Genomic DNA, 17,779 nt, shown 5'->3' on the forward strand with positions numbered 1-17,779 from the left:
GAGCGCTGAAGCGCAACAACGTACCTAATTTTAAAACTGCGCTGCCTAGTTGGGCTTGGGCGCTTTTTCCTGATATTATTAAGAGCGCTGAAGCGCAACTACGTACCTAATTTGTCTGACGATAATAAAATCGCCCTGCTTATTAAGGGGGATTTAGGGATATTTGAGGAATAAATGGTAATTTAAGAACAGTGATAAACTTGATATTCATAACCATCAACAGGTGACAAGTCGCGAGATTCAATCTGACACTTTTGTGCTGCTAAATTTACGGGCGCGCGAAAATTTACTAACCACAAATCTAGCGGACGTTCCAATTGACTGAGTGTCTTGTCAAGTATCCCTGCCACAATTTCCGGCGATTCCCTTCTCTGCTTAACTAAAAGAAACTGTGGAGAATCAAAGGCTTTAATTTCCTTCTTTCCTCTTCCTTCTTCCTTCTTCCCTCTTCCTTCTTCCTTCTGACTCTTTTCCCATTCCAATCCTATCCCCATCAACTCTCCTATTTCTACATGAGTTTTTTGAGTAGTAGCAATTAACACGGGAACTTGCGAGACTTCGCGGATAATCGGAATTAACAAGTCTGGTTTGTAATATTTGCGATAGCCGAGATTGGAATTTACTGTTACACTGCTGACAAAACCCATTACTAAAATTAGCAGAACTGCTTTTTTGCCAGTAAATTCTACAGCAGGTAAATTAAACCATCGAGTTTTTATTGTAGGTGTGTCATAAATAAATGCTAAAGTTACTCCTAATATTAATATCACTCCCGGAAAGTAGACGAAATTGTATCGAGGGCCGCGAGTTAGGTCAATTCCTAGAATGTATGCAAAGCTGAAAAATAGGAAAATTGCTCCTAGCACAAATCCGCCAAAAATAACAGTACCTAAATGAGTATCGGTGGTTTTTAAGGCATTTTTCACAGCGTTAAACAGGATGGGAAGCACCCAGATCAAAAATATTGCCATTACGATCGCAGATCCAACCACCACGGCCAGATTTGACGATTCCACCGGAAGCAGCGATATCACAGCGATCCATCCCGCCAAAGCTTGGAAAATCGGCGCAATCCAATCTACAAATGTGCGATCGCCACTGACAATCCAATTCGTGAGCTCGCTACCGTATTTATTCGACAAAAATATCGGTAGCCATACTAAACCGCCCGCTACAGTCCCCAGCGCTACTGCGAAAAGCCGCCAGAGGATTTGAAATTGCCAAATATTCGGCTGCTGACTCTCTGAAAGCGCCAATTTTCCATAAAACTGCTGCCAGATTACAGCAATCAATGCTATGGCTTCCGCACACAAAGTCAAGGCAAAAAAGTAGTGAACCGCAATTCCCAAACAATTAACAATTATCCAAAATAGCACCGTCCAGATAGGCATTGGAGCGCGCTGTTGCAGCTTTTTTGCAGCTACTGTCAAGCAAAAAAGAGACGCAATAACTAATAAAATTGCTAAGGTATAATGGCGGGCTTCTTGAGCGAGATAAATGCCGTAGGGAGAAACTGCCATCATCGCAGCCGCACATTGACCGACTAAACGAGAATTGAACGCAAATTTGCCTAAAAGGTAGATAGCTGGAACTGAAATCACTCCTAATAATGCCGGAAGCGATCGCCCAATCCACACTAAACTATCCTCAGTCGGTGCAAACAGCCGCATCCACCAGTGGGCTACCATAAAATACACTGGCGGATGGTTGCTTTCCACCAGCAAATGCTTGAGAACATCTGCAATGCCAGCATCCGGGCCCAATTGCAGCGGTTGTAGTAGAGTCGAAAGTGCGATCGGGCGATCGATCGGCACCCCGCGAAAACTGTTCCCCAAACTAAACACCAGAGTCGAAAACTCATCCGTCCACAGCGGTTTCGAGTCCAAATTGGCAAAACGTAGCATTAGGGCGATCGCCGTCCACAGCAATAACAGCAACAGTTGTCTGTATTTAATCATTAATTAATTGATTCATTCCAAGGCATAGGGAAGAAAAGTTATTATAGTTGATAATTGAGGGTTGATAGTTGAGAGTTCTCAACAGTCAACTATCAACTGTTTAAAAGCCTTCCTGTCTGCGGTCAATTGTAAACAGTCTAAAAATATCGCGTTTCATCTATCAACTGTCAACTGTCAACTATCAACTGTCAACTGTCAACTTCCGTTACCCGCCAGCTCAGCTTCATGTTGATCCAGAAATTCCAAAGAGTCACAGCCACGATCGCAATTAAATTAGCCAAATATTCATTGATGCCAAAAACATTAAACATCAAATTAACCAGCAGCACATTCAAAATCAAACCCATCAAGCAAATTGTATTAAACTTCAACAGGCGTTTGAAACGCTGGCGATTTCCCGGTTGCCGCTTAGAAATGTCCCCAAAAGTCCACAAATCATTCCACAAAAAATTACTAATAATTGCTAATTCAGCAGCAATAATTAGACTGCGAGTCAGCTCCAAATGCAGACTATTTCGCAGCACGTACAAAACCCCCATATTGACAAACACACCGCTGAAACCCACGATGCCAAATCGCAGAAACTTACCCACTGGCCAGCGGGCAAACCGCAATATGAACAAATGTCGCAAATACTCAATATACTGTTTCCCAGTAACTTTGCTCTCGCCTTCTTTCCGCTCCTGAAATACATAACCAACTTCTCCAATCCAGCGGATATTTCCCCTACCGAGCACTTCAATCAAGATTTTGTAACCCGCAGGATTCATGGTTTGGCCGGCAATGCAACTGCGACGCACCATAAAATAGCCGCTCATTGGATCGGAAACTCTACCGACGACTCCAGGCAGTATAATCAATCCAACAGTTTGAGCGCCCCGCGACAAAAATCTCCTGACAACGCTCCAGTCGCTCACCCCGCCCTCGGCTACGTGGCGGCTCGCAGCGGCCAAATCTGCCCCCCGCTGAATTTCTGCTAAAAGCTGCAATAGCGTCTCCGGCGGATGCTGCAAGTCGGCATCGATGACACCCAAAACCTCGCCCCGAGCAGCCTGCCACCCGCGAATTACCGCTGTCGAAAGTCCACGCTCGTCTTCCCGGCGCATCACCTGCAATTGCGGATATTCGGCCGTCAGGGACAGGGCAACTTCCCAGGTGCGATCGGGGCTGTTGTCATCGACTACAATTAATTCGTAGTTGCCGGGAATGCTGCCATCAAGCAACTTGCTCAATTGTTCCACAATACTTTTGACATTCTTGCACTCGTTGTAGGTGGGAATCACCAAGGAAAAATAAATTGGCTGTGTATCTTCTGCAAAAGTTGAACCACAAGTCCCTACAGCAGGAATTTGCAAAGGCCCAGACGGCACTGGCAACAGGTGATTTGCTTCGTTGACGCTCATAGTTACCGTTTCTTAAAATGAAAAGATGTTTTTTTACGACTTTATACTTTAGAATCTGTTTCGTCCATAGTTGATTTGTTAAGATATAAAAAGCCGTTAATTTTAGTGGTGGATTTTGTGACTGAATCGGAAAATAAAACTGTTGATGCAATTCTCGATCGCGCTTTACAACTTTATAACATCTCTAGCGCAGAGGCATTGGTACTTTTGCAGCAAAGAGAGCCAGATGCGATCGCTTCTATTCAAACAACCGCTGACTTGCTCCGCCACCGACAATCAGGCGATATTGTTACTTATGTTATCAACCGCAATATTAATTTCACCAATATTTGCGAGCAGCATTGCAGTTTCTGTGCATTCCGCCGCGACGACGGAGATGAGGGCGCTTTTTGGTTAGATACAGCCCAAATTCAGGACAAGGCAACAGATGCAGTGCAGCGGGGTGCGACGGAAATTTGTATGCAGGGCGGCTTAAATCTTCAAGCAAAGCTTAATGGCGGATCTTTGCCTTATTATCTGCAATTAGTGAAAACTATTAAGGATAAATTTCCGCAGTTACACTTGCACGCTTTTTCGCCCCAAGAAATAGAATTTATTGCCAGACAAGATCGTCTTAGTTTCAGCTATGTAATTTCGGCTTTGCGGGATGCGGGAGTCGGTTCGATACCTGGTACTGCGGCGGAGGTTCTCGACGATGCGGTGCGACGGGTGATTTGCCCGGAAAAACTAGATTCGGCAACTTGGCTAGAAATCGTAGGAACTGCTCACAGCTTAGGTTTGCCGACAACGAGTACGATGCTTTGCGGGCATATTGAGACGGCAGGGCAGCAGGTTTTGCATTTAGAAAAAGTGCGATCGCTCCAACAAAGTGCCATTAACAACAACTATCCAGCTCGCATCACAGAATTCATTTTACTGCCCTTTGTCGGGCAAGAAGCACCAGCCCCTTTACGCAGTCGAGTCGGCCGCGATCAACCAATTTTAGCAGATACATTGTTGCTCACCGCAGTATCGAGAATCTTCTTGGGAAATACGATTTCCAATCACCAACCGAGTTGGGTGAAATTAGGTTTAGACGGAGCTAAAGAAGCGTTAAAATGGGGTTGCAACGACATCGGCGGCACATTGATGGAAGAACACATTACCACGATGGCAGGTGCGGTTGGCGGCGGTTGTCAATCTGTAGAAGATTTGCAAAATGCGATTAGTTCTTTGGGGCGAGATTATCAGCAAAGGGATACAATTTATCGACCTGTGGGGGTTGAAAAAATGGCGCCAATAGGTATTAGGAGAAATTGAGCGATGTCTTACAGCGAGTTCACCACAATTGTCAAAGTCAAACAAGCCTTTGGATTAACAACTGTAGAAGGCCCGCGATTTCTACCGCAAATAACTCCGATCGCTCCAAGTGCAACCCTGACAGATTTTTTGGCGCACAGTTTACCCGTAGCTGTGGCGACAGGAAGTGAAAAAGCGCGATCGGAAATGATTATTACCCCCGTACTGCTCGAAGTCAGAAAGATTTTGCAGGAGAAGATTAGCTTGTTTTCGGGAGAAGACTTTACCGTAGATTTCAAACAAGGACTGAATGGAATTTGTGATTTCTTGATTAGTCGCTCTTCAGAAATGTTAGAAATTGAAGCACCAGCAGTCGCAGTTGTTGAAGCTAAAAAAGCAGATTTAAAAACAGGAATTGGACAGTGTATTGCCGAAATGGTAGCAATGCAGAAGTTTAATGAAGCGAAGGGAAAACCAATTCCTGTTGTTTATGGGAGTGTTAGCAACGGTACGCAGTGGCGATTTCTTAAATTGGAGGAAAAAACTGTATCACTGGATCTTAATGATTATGCCTTGGTTCCGCTGGAGCAAATTTTGGGAATGCTAGTTTGGATGGTACAAGATGGGTGATTAAGTGCGATCCTCTTCGAGGGCTTCGCTAACGCTCTTTTGACTCAGTTGGTAAAGTGCGATCCTCTTCGAGGGCTTCGCTAACGGACATTTAGGATTTCATTAAAAGTCAACGATCGATCGCGATTTAAAGTTTGGGACTATCGGGCGATCGCACTTTCAAATTCTTCTAGCGCTTGACAACTTCCTACCTGCAAAGCACGTTCCACTGTAGAAGGAATCAGTTTGGCGATCGCAATTCCTGGAAAATTCGGACTAATATCCGATTCTACATACTCTCCTTCTTGCAGCAAATAGATGCGAAGTCTGCCGCTGTCGTAAACCCAGACTTCTGGAACTTCAATAGCTAGATAAGCATCGAGCGTAGTTTTAGAAGCTACATCCGTTTCAATTGCTAAATCCGGCGGCGGATCGTCCGGCAAAAGTCGGCGACGACTAATCATCCGCTGATAATTTAGAATATAAAAGCAAGCATCAGGTTCAATTCCCGCTGCACCTTCCCGCTTGAAAGTAGTAGAACCAAATGGTTCGTATCTTCTACCCGCAGACTTGAGTAAAATTTTGACAATATCAGAGATTAAATCTGTGGGTCTTTCGTGTTCGGGTAAAGGAACCATAATTTCTAAAGTTTCTTTGCTGTAAGCAACTCGTGCCGATCGCTTTTCTCCCAATTCTTCCAAAATCGACTCGAATTCGAGCCAAGTTATATTGGGAATAGTTACGACACTACCGGGAGTAAGCTGAATCTGGCTAATAGGTTTGAGGACGGGAGCGATAACAATCATAAGCTGAATTGAGAGCTAGTTGTTAAGTTTCTGCCAAAGGCAGGCAGGATGCCTACCCCACAAGAGTTTTTGAAGATATCTGTTGAGTGTAGCACGGGCAACGAGAAGAGATGGGCGATCGCAGATTTATGATTGCTAGACATCAAAGCCAGATTTGGTATAATTAGTATTATCAGTCATTTTAAAAACCTATGACTCAAACTTTACCCAAACTCGTAAACTTCGAGGAATTTGTAGAGTCGCTACCTGAAAATGCGACGGTACGCTACGAACTGCATAATGGAGAGATTGTTGAGATGGCACAACCAGTAGGCGAACACGAGGAAGTTATCAGCTTTCTTGGCATCGAAATTCCTTATGAAATCAAACGTCTGGCATTGCCCTATGGTATCCCTCGCCAAGTGATAGTTAGACCTCCTGAAAAAGATTCTGGTTATTGCCCCGATTTGTTGGTGCTGAACCGTGCAAACCTTGTGAATGAACCATTGTGGCAAAAACAATCTGTCCTCAGTTTAGGTGCATCGATACCTTTGGCGATCGAAGTTGTGTCAACCAATTGGCGCGATGATTACTATTTGAAATATGCTGATTACGAGGAGATGGGTATCCCTGAATATTGGATTGTCGATTATGCTGCGTTGGGTGGGCGTAATTTTATTGGTAATCCCAAACAACCAACAATTACTGTCTGTAATTTAGTAGATGGTGAGTATCAAATCTTCAAGTTTCGAGATAATGACCGGATTGTGTCGCAAACGTTTCCCGATTTGAGTCTGACTGCAAACCAGATTTTTCAAGCTGGTTTAGTTTAATCTGATATCTTACAAAATTCTAATTGAGGTGTTTTGTTAAAACTGACTCATGCAATGCTTTGAAAAAAAAAGGAATATGAGACTTGACATCACTACTTTGCTGTGAATAAAATCTCCCAATCTCTAACGATAGTTGATCTCTAAAATTTTTCTCATCCCCACTCCAGTCACCGGGTGGCTTAATTTGCTTCCAATAATCCTTTGCTTTTTTAATTGTCAGCAAAGCTAGGATTAACTCATGCTTCTGGGTTGCATCAGTCGTGTTTTGAAACTGATGTTTCCATGAATCCTGAAATTTATCTAAGTCTAATTGCGTACAATTCAATCCCGAACAATGATTTATGCGATCGAATGCTCTTTTTAAGTTAAGCTGTAAATCTCCATCGCTACTAATTCCATCAGCCATATCACTATAAATATTCGTGAGTGACACTAGATTTTCTTGATAAATCGGAGAATTAGGATAATCATCAAATAATGATTGAAGTTCCGGTGTCAGAAAGTATGCTTCTTTATGAATCAAACCTGTAATCCAAATCCGGTGCTGTGCTACATTTTGCTTTTGCACCTGAGATTTTTCATAAAGGTTGCAAAAAATTGCTTCTGTATCTGTAAAGACATAATTCTCAATCGCTTGCAAGTGCAAATCTAAGTCTATCATTGCAAAAAGTCGATCGCAATCTAGATACGAATTAGTGCTATCCTGTTTATGTAATGTTAAAAGAGTAAAGTAGGTGTCTATGACATCTTTGCGATCGCCACAATTAAAAAATTCCGGTCTATTCTGTCTCCACCATGCCGGAATGCAAGCCTTATAAAAATTGGCATCCGGCATTTGCTCCATTGCCCTATAAGCTTGAGGTGACTCTCTACCCTGTATTTTCGGAGAAGCACCTTCGCATAATACCACAATTTTGTTTTGAATTTTGCGAGATTTCAAAATAAACTCGCACCATTTTTTTAGCTGTTCTGAACTAAGACTCATTTGTAATCTTAAGATTCTTGTTTAATCAATTTTGGCTCAATTTCTTTAACATGAGCAGGTGTCAAAGCTTCACACAATGCGTAGGAGTGAGTTGCCAGAATATATTGATTGCTGGGAGCCCATTCTTTGAGATCAGATATAATTTGATATTGCCAATCTGGATGAAAAGCAATTTCAACTTCATCCATCAAAACAATAGCATCTTTTATGTTACGGGACTTGAGCCATATATAAATGCTAAGTCTTTTGAGTTCGCCGTGACTCAAATCTTCGGGATATAGTTCTATAGTTTCACCATTCTTATCCAATTTAAAATTGACTCCAGAAAAATCTTCATTTAAATTTATCCTTTTATTTGCTAATAGCAGATTTAAGTCGTTAATTAGAGTTTGATAGCTATTCCCATAGCCGCCTGTGTTTATCGCTTCTCTGAAGTCGCGATCGCGAGCATCTTTAAATGATTTAATAAGTAGGTTTACAGCAAGAAAATCATAGGTAAACAAACCTTTTAATTCTAATCTTGCAGATGCAAGTATCCCGTAATAATTCTTATCCGCCTTACTTGAGTTGCTAAATAATAGTTTCCTAGAATCCGGCGGAAGAAATAGAAAAATTTGCGTGGATGGAGCAGCTAGAAAAATTTGACGCGATATCTTATGTAATAATGATTTTGCTTGATCTTTACTTTGATGAGTCAAATGACATTGTAGCTTTGTATTGAGCTCTTGATTATTTTTTTGAGCGTTTGAATAATAACATAGATTGATGCTATCCTCTGAATTTATATCTTCATTAAAATCAACCATCGCTTCTGACGGTGAACATTCTTCCGAAAAAAATTCAAGATTAACATTTTTTTGTCCATCCCAAATGTCAATAATAGCTAAGACTCTTTTGTCTTCGCCGTCATGAATTTTAAATCCTTGAAGCAGATTTTGTAAAAATGGTTTTTTATCCTCATCACCGGAACAGTGTAGCAACACAAAAATTAACTGTAACAGCGTACTTTTACCGCCGCCATTTTGGCTTCCCAGCGGAAAAATACTAGGAACAAAATCCTTTTCAAAAGTGATGTCTATATTTTTCAATCCCCGAAAATCAGGAACTTGAACTCGTAGCAAGTGCATAAAAAACTCCTGGTGTTGGCTGGTATTCTTTATTGAAACGCTGAGCCACAATCATTTTAGATTATAACTCACATTTTTTACTATTTTCAGGAACAGGCAAGATGCCTGTTCCACAACACATTAATAAATTCTTGTGGGGTGGGCATCTTGCCCGCCCAAAGAAACAGGCAAGATGCCTGTTCCACAATACATCAAGTTTCTTGTGGGGTGGGCATCTTGCCCGCCCCCAAAAAGACTTATCTCTCGCCGTTTTACACCTTAAACTTCTCCACAATTCGTCTCATTGCTTCCTCCACATTCTCCCGACTGTTAAACGCCGAAATACGGAAATAACCCTCGCCCGCTGCACCAAAACCAGAACCCGGTGTTCCCACCACATTGCAAGTTTCCAGCAACTTCTGAAAGAAATCCCAACTCGACAAACCATTCGGTGTTTTCACCCACACGTAAGGCGCATTTTCGCCGCCAAAAACCTCAATTCCTGCTGCTGTCAATTTCTCGCGGATAATTGCAGCATTTTCCATGTAAAAATTGACTAATGCTTGAATTTGTGCTTTGCCAGCATCGGAATAAACGGCTTCTGCACCGCGCTGCACGATGTAAGAAACGCCGTTAAATTTAGTAGATTGGCGGCGGTTCCACAGTTTCCAAATTTCGACATCGGAACCGTCGGCGGCTTTTCCTGTCAAAGTTTTTGGTACTACTGTTAAGGCGCAGCGAGTACCTGTAAAACCGGCATTCTTGGAAAATGAACGAAATTCGATCGCACAATCGCGCGCCCCTTCAATCTCGTAGATGGAGTGTGGTAGGCTCGGATCGGTAATATAGGCTTCGTAGGCTGCATCGAAGAAAATAATCGAACCGTTCGCTTTAGCATAGTTTACCCAAGCTTGCAAGTGTTCCTTGGTTGCGGTTGCGCCCGTCGGATTGTTGGGGAAACACAGGTAAATTAAATCGACTTTCTTGTCTGTGGGAATTTGGGCGGTAAAATTGTTGTCTGCGGATATTGGGAGGTACACAAAACCTTCGTATTCGCCATTTTCGTTCGCATCTCCCGTGTGTCCCGCCATCACGTTCGTGTCTACGTACACCGGGTAAACTGGATCTGTAACTGCGATCGTATTATTATTGCCGAAAATATCGAGAATATTGCCGCAATCGCACTTAGAACCGTCAGAAATAAAGATTTCCGAAGCATCAATATCGCATCCCCGCGATTTGAAATCGTGCTCTGCAATTTTCTCCCTCAGCCATTCATAACCTTGTTCCGGGCCGTATCCTTTAAATGTATCCCGCGAACCCATGTCTGCTACCGCTTTCACCATCGCCTCCCGACAAGCTTCCGGTAGCGGTTCCGTCACGTCGCCAATCCCCAGCCGGATGATGGGTGCACCGGGATTCGCGTCTGCATAAGCTTTTACCCTGCGCCCGATTTCGGGAAACAGGTAGCCGGCTTTGAGTTTGAGGTAGTTGTCGTTGATAGTTGCCATAGTGCGATCGCTCTCAATGTCGTACAATAGCTTATACCATTTTAGATTTTAGATTTTAGATTTTAGATTTGAAGAATTGGATAATTGAAGAATTGAAGAATTGGGAACAATCGAGCGATATGCGAGTTTGCAGCATGGGGCCGGCAGTTGCATTCTGTTTGAAAATTGCTATTACTGCTAATTGTCTCCCTCAAGACGTAGAAAGTTCGGCAACGGATTTTACAAAGGATTAAATAAATCCCAATTGAAGTTCGATAGAAAAAATTTCCCCATCTCCCCATCTCCCCATCTCCCCATTCTCCCCATCTCCCCATTCTCCCCATCTCCCCCTCTCCCCATCTCCCCCTCTCCCCATCTCCTCCATCACAGCCATTGACAAAAAAATCAACCAGCTTGTATAATTAGATATAGTGTGCAACGCAGAACCAATTATGGATGAGATAGAGTACGCCAAACTGTGTCAAGAACTGGCGGCCATTCTGAATGAGTTTAATTTAGGTTGGGTAGTTGAACAAGTCGCCAATAGTGTAGAGATAGGTAAAGTAATTGAAGAGCGATCGCTCAAACGAAAGACACCGCTGCTCAAGATAGAAGATTATACCGCAAAAGAACAACTTTTGCTGTTAATTGCTGCTGTCGAACAAGCGACGGTGAACACTTCGGAAATGGAAGACGAGATTGCTTATTTCTTGAAAGTAGAATCGGAAACCTCTCCCCTCGGTACCAAAATTATCTTTGCCAATTCCGGCGCAAAAACAGCCCAAACCATCGAGTTTACGTCCACTTTAACAGCCCCACGCCACAAACAGGCGATCGCCCTCAAGCAATTACTCGAAAAACTGCCCTCTGAACCTAGCAACTACGCCATCAATTCTGAAATTAAGAGCAAGTTAAAAAGCTCGATCGATCCAGATTTCAACGGAGTGGCAGAACAAGCTAGAATTTTTGATGCTTACCTATTCACCATCCTGCTGAAAGCAGTTGCTAACGAAGGCGGCAACATCTATTATAACAATGTTTTAGACGACGAAACACCGAAATATTTAACGTTTAGAAAAACAGCCGGAAAAATCCACGGAACAGCACATCCATACACTCATGCTGTTGTAGAATTTCCCGACAAACCAGCCCTGGAAATTCATCTCGGAGTCAAAGTGCAAGGTAGAGCCGGAGTTCTGCACAACTGCAACGTTTTAATTCTGTACCAAAAAGAAGCGAATATCTGCCGTTTGCTCAACCGCGAACCCCGACACTCGCAGGTAATTTTAGCGGTGAAATCTGAACACTGCACCTCGGAACTTCAACTAGAAATGGCTGGTGCTTTTATCGGATTGGCGTCAGATATTCGCTACGAAGGTGGCAGCTATTTCATTTCTAATAGTTACTCGCAACCAGTGGCAAAATTACTGACTACTGCGCGCAAAAAATGGGAACACAATATCTTTCCTAGGGCCACAAACGATGTTCACAGGCTGATGTACTCATTTCAAACTATCTTTAAAGACTTTAAGGCTAGAAACTAAGATTGGGGAATAGGGCATAGGGCATGGGGCATAGGGCATGGGGCATGGGGCATAGGTAATTTGTTATTTGTTGTTTGTGATTATAAAAACTACTAACTGCTAACCGCTAACCGCTAACTATGCCGGGTACATCTGGTTTTTGAAGCCTGAAGAAGCATGACCGCATATAAGTTATTAGTTATAATCCCATATTCACGGAGGTCATGCGAGAGTCCCTACGAATATATTTGCCTTGCGCCAGATGCACCCACTATGCCCAATGCCCAATGCCCTGTTTGCCCTATGCCCTATTCCCAATTCCCCATGCCCAATCCCCAATATAATTTATGATGTTTCGAGTACCAGAACTTTACGAATAATGTTCAAGAAAGATAAATCTTCCCTGCTGTTTACGATCGGAGCCGCCACACTTCTGATCGGTTTAGGTATCCTCGCATACTCGATCGTCATTTCCCGAGGCCCCGCCAAAGATTTGCCAGCGGGAGCCGTCGTTGTTCCCCAAGATGCGATGATGGCTCTATCCATCACTACCGATGAATCGCAGTGGAATAGGCTGCGAGAATTTGGTACGCCGGAGTCAAAAGCTTCGTTTGAAAGGTTTTTAAGCGAATTGCGCGATCGCCTCCTGACAAGCAACGGTTACGCCTACCAGCAAGACATTCAGCCTTGGGTGGGTAACACGGTAATGGTGGCGTTTCTCCGCAACAAAACAGCGATACCAGTTCCCCCGCGCGCGCCCAACGCGCCCCCACCTCAGCCAATTCAGCAGTCAGTAGCAATTATCCTGCCCATCTCCAACCCGATTAAAGCCAAAGAATTATTAGCAAAACCCAGACCCCTCAACCAAGGAAAAATGGTTGAGCGCAATTACAAAGGAGTGCAAGTTACAGAAACTCAAGGTATACCCGATCGCAATTTCTCAGTCGCGGTACTCGGAACAAACTATCTAGCAGTCACCACAGATCCCACCGCCACAGACAGAATAATTGACACCTACAAAGGCGAACCATCCCTCGCAAAAACTCCTGGCTATGGAGACGCCATCCAACAAATTAAGGATGTCGGTGCCTTCGGTCAAATCTACGTGAATATGCCCGTTGCAGCAGCCTTTACAGCCGCCAACTCATCCCGCGAAATTTCGGTAGAAAACCTGGAAAAACTGCAACAAAATCAAGGATTTGCCACCACAGCGACGCTGGATGCAGACGGAATTGGATTCAAATCAATCTCTTGGCTAAAACCAGATTCTACTACTCGTATAGCAGTGGAAAATAATGCTCTAAAAATGGCTAACCGCCTGCCAAACAATACAATCATGATGGTATCCGGCGGGAACTTGCAGCGTTTGTGGCAAGACTACGTATTGGGATCTGATGCTAACCCGCTTGCACCGATTAATCCTCAAGTTTTGCGTACTGGTTTAAAATCGACTACTGGCCAGGATTTAGATAAAGATTTCATCAACTGGATGGCGGGAGAATTTTCTTTATCATTAATACCAGCCCCCGCGCAGAATCCGAAAGACAAATTTGCTGCTGGATTTGTATTTATGGTGGAAACAAACAACCGCGGCGCCGCTAACAAATCCCTGAAACAGCTTGATGAAATGATGAAAAATAAGCAGTATAGAGTTGAGGAAATTCAAGTTGGCGGTCAACCTGCGACTCAATGGAAATCGCCGTTTGGAGGGATTACTGTAACTCGCGGCTGGATGAAGGATGTGCTGTTTATCACAGTAGGAGCACCCGTGGTGGACGCGATCGTTCCGGCGCCGACAAGTCCGCTTTTAAGTAGCGAATTGTTCCAAAAAACTGTACGATCGCAACTTAAGCCTCACAACGGCAATTTTTTCATCGACACCGAGAGTGCGTTTAACCCGAAAAACCTGGCTTTGCCGGAGTTTCCTCCCAACCAAAAAATCTGGATAGATGCCACGCGGTCGATCGGCATTACAGCGGCCGTGATTGGCGATCGTACCACCCGCTACGACGCTTTTGTCGGTCTCAAAAAATCCGACCAATCGACTCCTTCACCAAAGCCCTCACCGAATCCATCTTCACCGAGTTCACCTTCACCGAGTTCATCGTCACCGAGTTCACCTTCACCGAGTTCACCTTCACCGAGTTCACCTTCACCGAGCTCACCTTCACCGAGTTCATCCTCACCAAGCCCTGATTCACCCAGTCCCTCGCCCACCGTCCAAACTTCACCGAATTAACTCTTAAATCCTGCCAAAAATCCGCTATGACAGCCCCTTAAACAGCAAAATGGCGATCGATTAAAACCGAAAAGCAGCAGATCGAAACCGACAATAGTGGATTTGATTTTAAGAGGAAAAGTGAGCCGGATTTAAGTTGTTTTACGTCACCAAACCTCACACCAAGAAACCGCCAAACCCGGTTTATAAAAAAAACCGGGTTGCAGCAAGCAAACTCTAAAAAATTGGCTTGTAGCCCAAGGAAGAAAGAAGAAGCAATAACATTCCGGGACACACACCAACCTTCAAACCTTAAGATGAGGTACGTTGTTGGGCTTCAGCCCTCTTAGTGGAACTGGTTATATAAGCTATGAGTCATACCTCATCTTTTTGAGAAAGGCTATACTTTTTCTTGTCATAATTTTCGTTACAGGCTATCGTGGAGATAGCTTTGTTGTTTTTGAACCGAGGAAAGCAAAGATGTTTGACCAGAAATTTTCCCGATCGCTCTTGGACGCAGAACCTAATTTTTAACCCCATCCTTCGTTGAAAGTCTTAATAAGAGTAAAAAAAAATCGGTTAATCGGCGTCGGAGTGGGTCTAAAATGCCGTTTTTTTGAGTGTATCATGTGGCAGATGTATAGTCTAGGTATTGCGAGTTATATTGAGAGTGTAAAGAAGATATAGCCTTTCTCAAAAAAATGAGGTATGACTGACAGCTTATATAACCGCTTAAACCAAGAGAGCTCTCTTCCCAACAACGTCCGCGAATCTTTGTGATAGCCGCTATACGTTATTGTTGCGACCTATTAAAAATTAAACCCTTTAAAACTATGAAAAACCCCAAGAATCTTCAAATACCGGCTAAATTAATGTCAAGAAAAAGAATTGGCAAACTGGCACTTTATGTGCAAATAGTCTTGATAAATATTTACTTTTTGCAAGCAAAAGCCGAAGCTCAAATTGTGCCAGCGAACGATGGAACTGGCACTAAAGTCACTCCCACCCCAAGCGGAACTCCTACACCGCAAACTCGCTTCGACATTGAAGGCGGACAATTATCGAACGACAAACAAAATCTCTTCCACAGTTTTACACAATTCGGTTTGTCGCCAAATCAGATAGCCAACTTTATCTCAAATCCCAGCATTCGCAACATTTTAGGCCGCATCAATGGCGGTAGCCCTTCGATTATTAACGGCTCAATTCAATTAACCGGCGGTAATGCTAACTTGTTTCTGATGAATCCCTCGGGCATCATATTTGGCAACAGTGCCAGCTTAAATGTGCCGGCTTCTTTCACAGCAACCACGGCTACCGGTATTGGATTTGGTTCTAATTCGTTTAACGCGATCGGTACTAACACCTACACATCTCTGACGGGCACGCCCAATTCCTTTGCTTTTGGAGCCGATCGAGCTGGGGCAATTGTCAACACAGCCGACTTAGCAGTCAAGTCAGGGCAGAACTTAACTTTGCTTGGCGGCACCGTTGTCAGCACAGGCAATCTTTCGGCACCGGGCGGTAAAATTACCGTTGCGTCAGTCACCGGGACAAATTTAGTGCGCGTCAGTCAGGGAGATAGTTTGCTGAGTTTGGACATCCAGCCGTCATCAGCGACAAGCAGCCCTGGAACAGCAGTCGCATCCTTGCCGGAACTGCTGACAGGGGTCGGTCAAACAAACGCTACAGGCATCAGTGTCAATCCTAGCGGTCAATTGGTACTTACAGCGTCTAACCGAGTAGTAGCTGCGGGGGATGTTGCAGTCAAAGGTGCCAGCGCTCGATCGCTCGAAATTCAAGCAGCCAACACCCTTGCAGCCAGCGGCAACCTGACGAGTACACAAGGTGCGATCGTCCTACAAGCCAGCAGCGACATTAGCACTCTCGCCCTCAACTCCAACTCCACCACCGCAGCAGGTGGCAACATCACCGTCACCAGCCGTACAGGAAAAGTAGAGACCGGCAATATCAACGCAGGCTCAAGTGACAAAACCAGCAACGCCGGAGACGTTAGTATTGCAGCCTCAAGCAGCATTCAAACAGGCTTCATAGACGCCAACTCCGAAGAAAAAAAAGGCGGCCAAGTCACCCTCAAGGCCAGCAATGACATTGAAGTAACCCGTATCAACACCCAAGGGCGAACAGCCGGAGGAAATATTAACATTTCAGCCGGCCGTTATTTCCGAGCTACAGGTACTTTTACCTGCTTGGCGCAAGCTTGTAGCATTGCCGCGGCCGCGACTGGTAGCGCGAATGGTGGAGATATCACCATTAGCCACGGTGGTCAAGCCTCAAACACTATTTTCGGCGTCGGGCCCAACTATAACAGCTTGAACGGTACTGCTGGCAGCATTGCCACTGGGAGCGACAAGAAGGAAAATGTTATTGCATCCGGAAGTTTTCCCAGCTCAAAGACTCAGATCGTACAGCCGACGCAAATTAATATCACAACTTCTTCAACCTCGCCGACGCCGACTCCGGCACCGACTCCTGCACCGACTCCTGCACCGACTCCTGCACCGACTCCTGCACCGACTCCTGCACCGACTCCTGCACCGACTCCTGCACCGACTCCTGCACCGACGCCCGCACCGACTCCTGCACCGACTCCTGCACCGACTCCCGAACCAACTCCGGCGCCAACCCCTGCACCGACTCCTGCACCGACTCCCGAACCAACTCCGGCACCAGCACCTGCACCGACGCCCGCACCGACTCCGGCACCGACACCCGCACCGACTCCGGCACCGACACCCAACCCTCCGCCAGCACCCAGGCGAACTCCTGCACCCGCACCGACACCCGCACCAGTACCCGCGCCAGCACCTGCACCGACACCCGCACCTGCACCAGCACCTGCGCCAGCACCTGCGCCCGCACCCGCACCCGCACCTGCGCCGACACCCGCGCCAGCACCAGCACCTGCGCCAGCAACCGCACCTGCACCTGGGCAGACAATTACTGAACCCAGCGTACCAGTATCGAATTTGTCACCAGCGCCGACAATTACTCAAAATCCAGCGCCGATATCAAATTTGTCACCAGCACCAACGATTACTCAAAATCCAGCGCCGAACTCGAATTTGTCACCAGCGCCAACAATTACTCAAAATCCAGCGCCGAACTCGAATTTGTCACCAGCACCAACAATTACTCAAAATCCAGCGCCGAACTCGAATTACTCAAAATCCAGCGCCGATATCGAATTTGTCACCAGCGCCAACAATTGCTCAAAATCCAGCGCCGATATCGAATTTGTCACCAGCACCAACGATTACTCAAAATCCAGCGCCGAACTCGAATTTGTCACCAGCGCCGACAATTACTCAAAATCCAGCGCCGATATCAAATTTGTCACCAGCACCAACGATTACTCAAAATCCAGCGCCGATATCGAATTTGTCACCAGCACCAACGATTACTCAAAATCCAGCGCCGAACTCGAATTTGTCACCAGCACCAACGATTACTCAAAATCCAGCGCCGATATCGAATTTGTCACCAGCGCCAACAATTACTCAAAATCCAGCGCCGAACTCGAATTTGTCACCAGCACCAACAATTACTCAAAATCCAGCGCCGAACTCG

General features: G+C 45.0%; 13 protein-coding genes. 7 read left to right on the top strand and 6 right to left on the bottom strand.

What is annotated here, in order from left to right; translation table 11 throughout:
• Positions 1-182: 182 nt before the first annotated feature.
• Both JGK11_RS10625 and JGK11_RS10630 read right to left on the bottom strand, forming a co-directional pair.
• A complete protein-coding gene (locus JGK11_RS10625; protein WP_293174452.1) occupies positions 183-1,958 on the bottom strand; it encodes a glycosyltransferase family 39 protein in 1,776 nt (591 codons plus the stop codon).
• 188 nt (positions 1,959-2,146) lie between these two features.
• Positions 2,147-3,361 carry a glycosyltransferase gene (locus JGK11_RS10630; protein WP_293174449.1) on the bottom strand — a complete coding sequence of 405 codons (1,215 nt, stop codon included), beginning with the start codon at positions 3,359-3,361 and terminating at the stop codon, positions 2,147-2,149.
• 117 nt (positions 3,362-3,478) lie between these two features.
• Here JGK11_RS10630 and cofH point away from each other — a divergent pair, with 117 nt between their 5' ends.
• Positions 3,479-4,660 (top strand): 7,8-didemethyl-8-hydroxy-5-deazariboflavin synthase subunit CofH, encoded by a 1,182-nt coding sequence (cofH, locus tag JGK11_RS10635; RefSeq protein WP_293174446.1) that lies wholly within the window; start codon positions 3,479-3,481, stop codon positions 4,658-4,660.
• Between the two features lie 3 nt (positions 4,661-4,663).
• Positions 4,664-5,269 (top strand): hypothetical protein, encoded by a 606-nt coding sequence (locus JGK11_RS10640; RefSeq protein WP_293174443.1) that lies wholly within the window; start codon positions 4,664-4,666, stop codon positions 5,267-5,269.
• 140 nt (positions 5,270-5,409) lie between these two features.
• Here JGK11_RS10640 and JGK11_RS10645 read toward each other — a convergent pair whose 3' ends face one another.
• Positions 5,410-6,054 carry a Uma2 family endonuclease gene (locus JGK11_RS10645; protein WP_293174440.1) on the bottom strand — a complete coding sequence of 215 codons (645 nt, stop codon included), beginning with the start codon at positions 6,052-6,054 and terminating at the stop codon, positions 5,410-5,412.
• 191 nt (positions 6,055-6,245) lie between these two features.
• Here JGK11_RS10645 and JGK11_RS10650 point away from each other — a divergent pair, with 191 nt between their 5' ends.
• The gene (locus JGK11_RS10650) at positions 6,246-6,866 is read left to right on the top strand and encodes a Uma2 family endonuclease (protein WP_293174437.1); all 621 of its coding nucleotides are present in this window, start codon (positions 6,246-6,248) and stop codon (positions 6,864-6,866) included.
• Positions 6,867-6,885: 19 nt separating this feature from the next.
• Here the strand turns inward: JGK11_RS10650 and JGK11_RS10655 are convergent, their stop codons facing one another.
• From JGK11_RS10655 to JGK11_RS10665, 3 genes are all read right to left on the bottom strand, one after another.
• Positions 6,886-7,806 (bottom strand): hypothetical protein, encoded by a 921-nt coding sequence (locus tag JGK11_RS10655; protein WP_293174434.1) that lies wholly within the window; start codon positions 7,804-7,806, stop codon positions 6,886-6,888.
• A 53-nt stretch (positions 7,807-7,859) separates the two neighbouring features.
• Positions 7,860-8,978 (bottom strand): AAA family ATPase, encoded by a 1,119-nt coding sequence (locus tag JGK11_RS10660; protein WP_293174432.1) that lies wholly within the window; start codon positions 8,976-8,978, stop codon positions 7,860-7,862.
• A 251-nt stretch (positions 8,979-9,229) separates the two neighbouring features.
• Positions 9,230-10,468 carry an LL-diaminopimelate aminotransferase gene (locus JGK11_RS10665; RefSeq protein ID WP_293174428.1) on the bottom strand — a complete coding sequence of 413 codons (1,239 nt, stop codon included), beginning with the start codon at positions 10,466-10,468 and terminating at the stop codon, positions 9,230-9,232.
• A 68-nt stretch (positions 10,469-10,536) separates the two neighbouring features.
• Between JGK11_RS10665 and JGK11_RS10670 the strand changes: the two genes are divergently transcribed.
• From JGK11_RS10670 to JGK11_RS10685, 4 genes are all read left to right on the top strand, one after another.
• A complete protein-coding gene (locus JGK11_RS10670) occupies positions 10,537-10,701 on the top strand; it encodes a hypothetical protein (RefSeq protein ID WP_293174425.1) in 165 nt (54 codons plus the stop codon).
• Positions 10,702-10,899: 198 nt separating this feature from the next.
• A complete protein-coding gene (locus tag JGK11_RS10675; protein ID WP_293174422.1) occupies positions 10,900-11,991 on the top strand; it encodes a hypothetical protein in 1,092 nt (363 codons plus the stop codon).
• A 358-nt stretch (positions 11,992-12,349) separates the two neighbouring features.
• Positions 12,350-14,209: a DUF3352 domain-containing protein gene (locus tag JGK11_RS10680; RefSeq protein ID WP_293193445.1), complete on the top strand. Its 1,860-nt coding sequence runs from the start codon at positions 12,350-12,352 to the stop codon at positions 14,207-14,209.
• An 851-nt stretch (positions 14,210-15,060) separates the two neighbouring features.
• Positions 15,061-17,779 (top strand): filamentous hemagglutinin N-terminal domain-containing protein (locus tag JGK11_RS10685; RefSeq protein WP_293211546.1); only part of this gene is annotated, 2,719 nt, incomplete at its 3' end.

The organism is Microcoleus sp. PH2017_34_RAT_O_A (assembly GCF_020737885.1).
In the GTDB taxonomy this organism is placed as follows: domain Bacteria; phylum Cyanobacteriota; class Cyanobacteriia; order Cyanobacteriales; family Microcoleaceae; genus Microcoleus.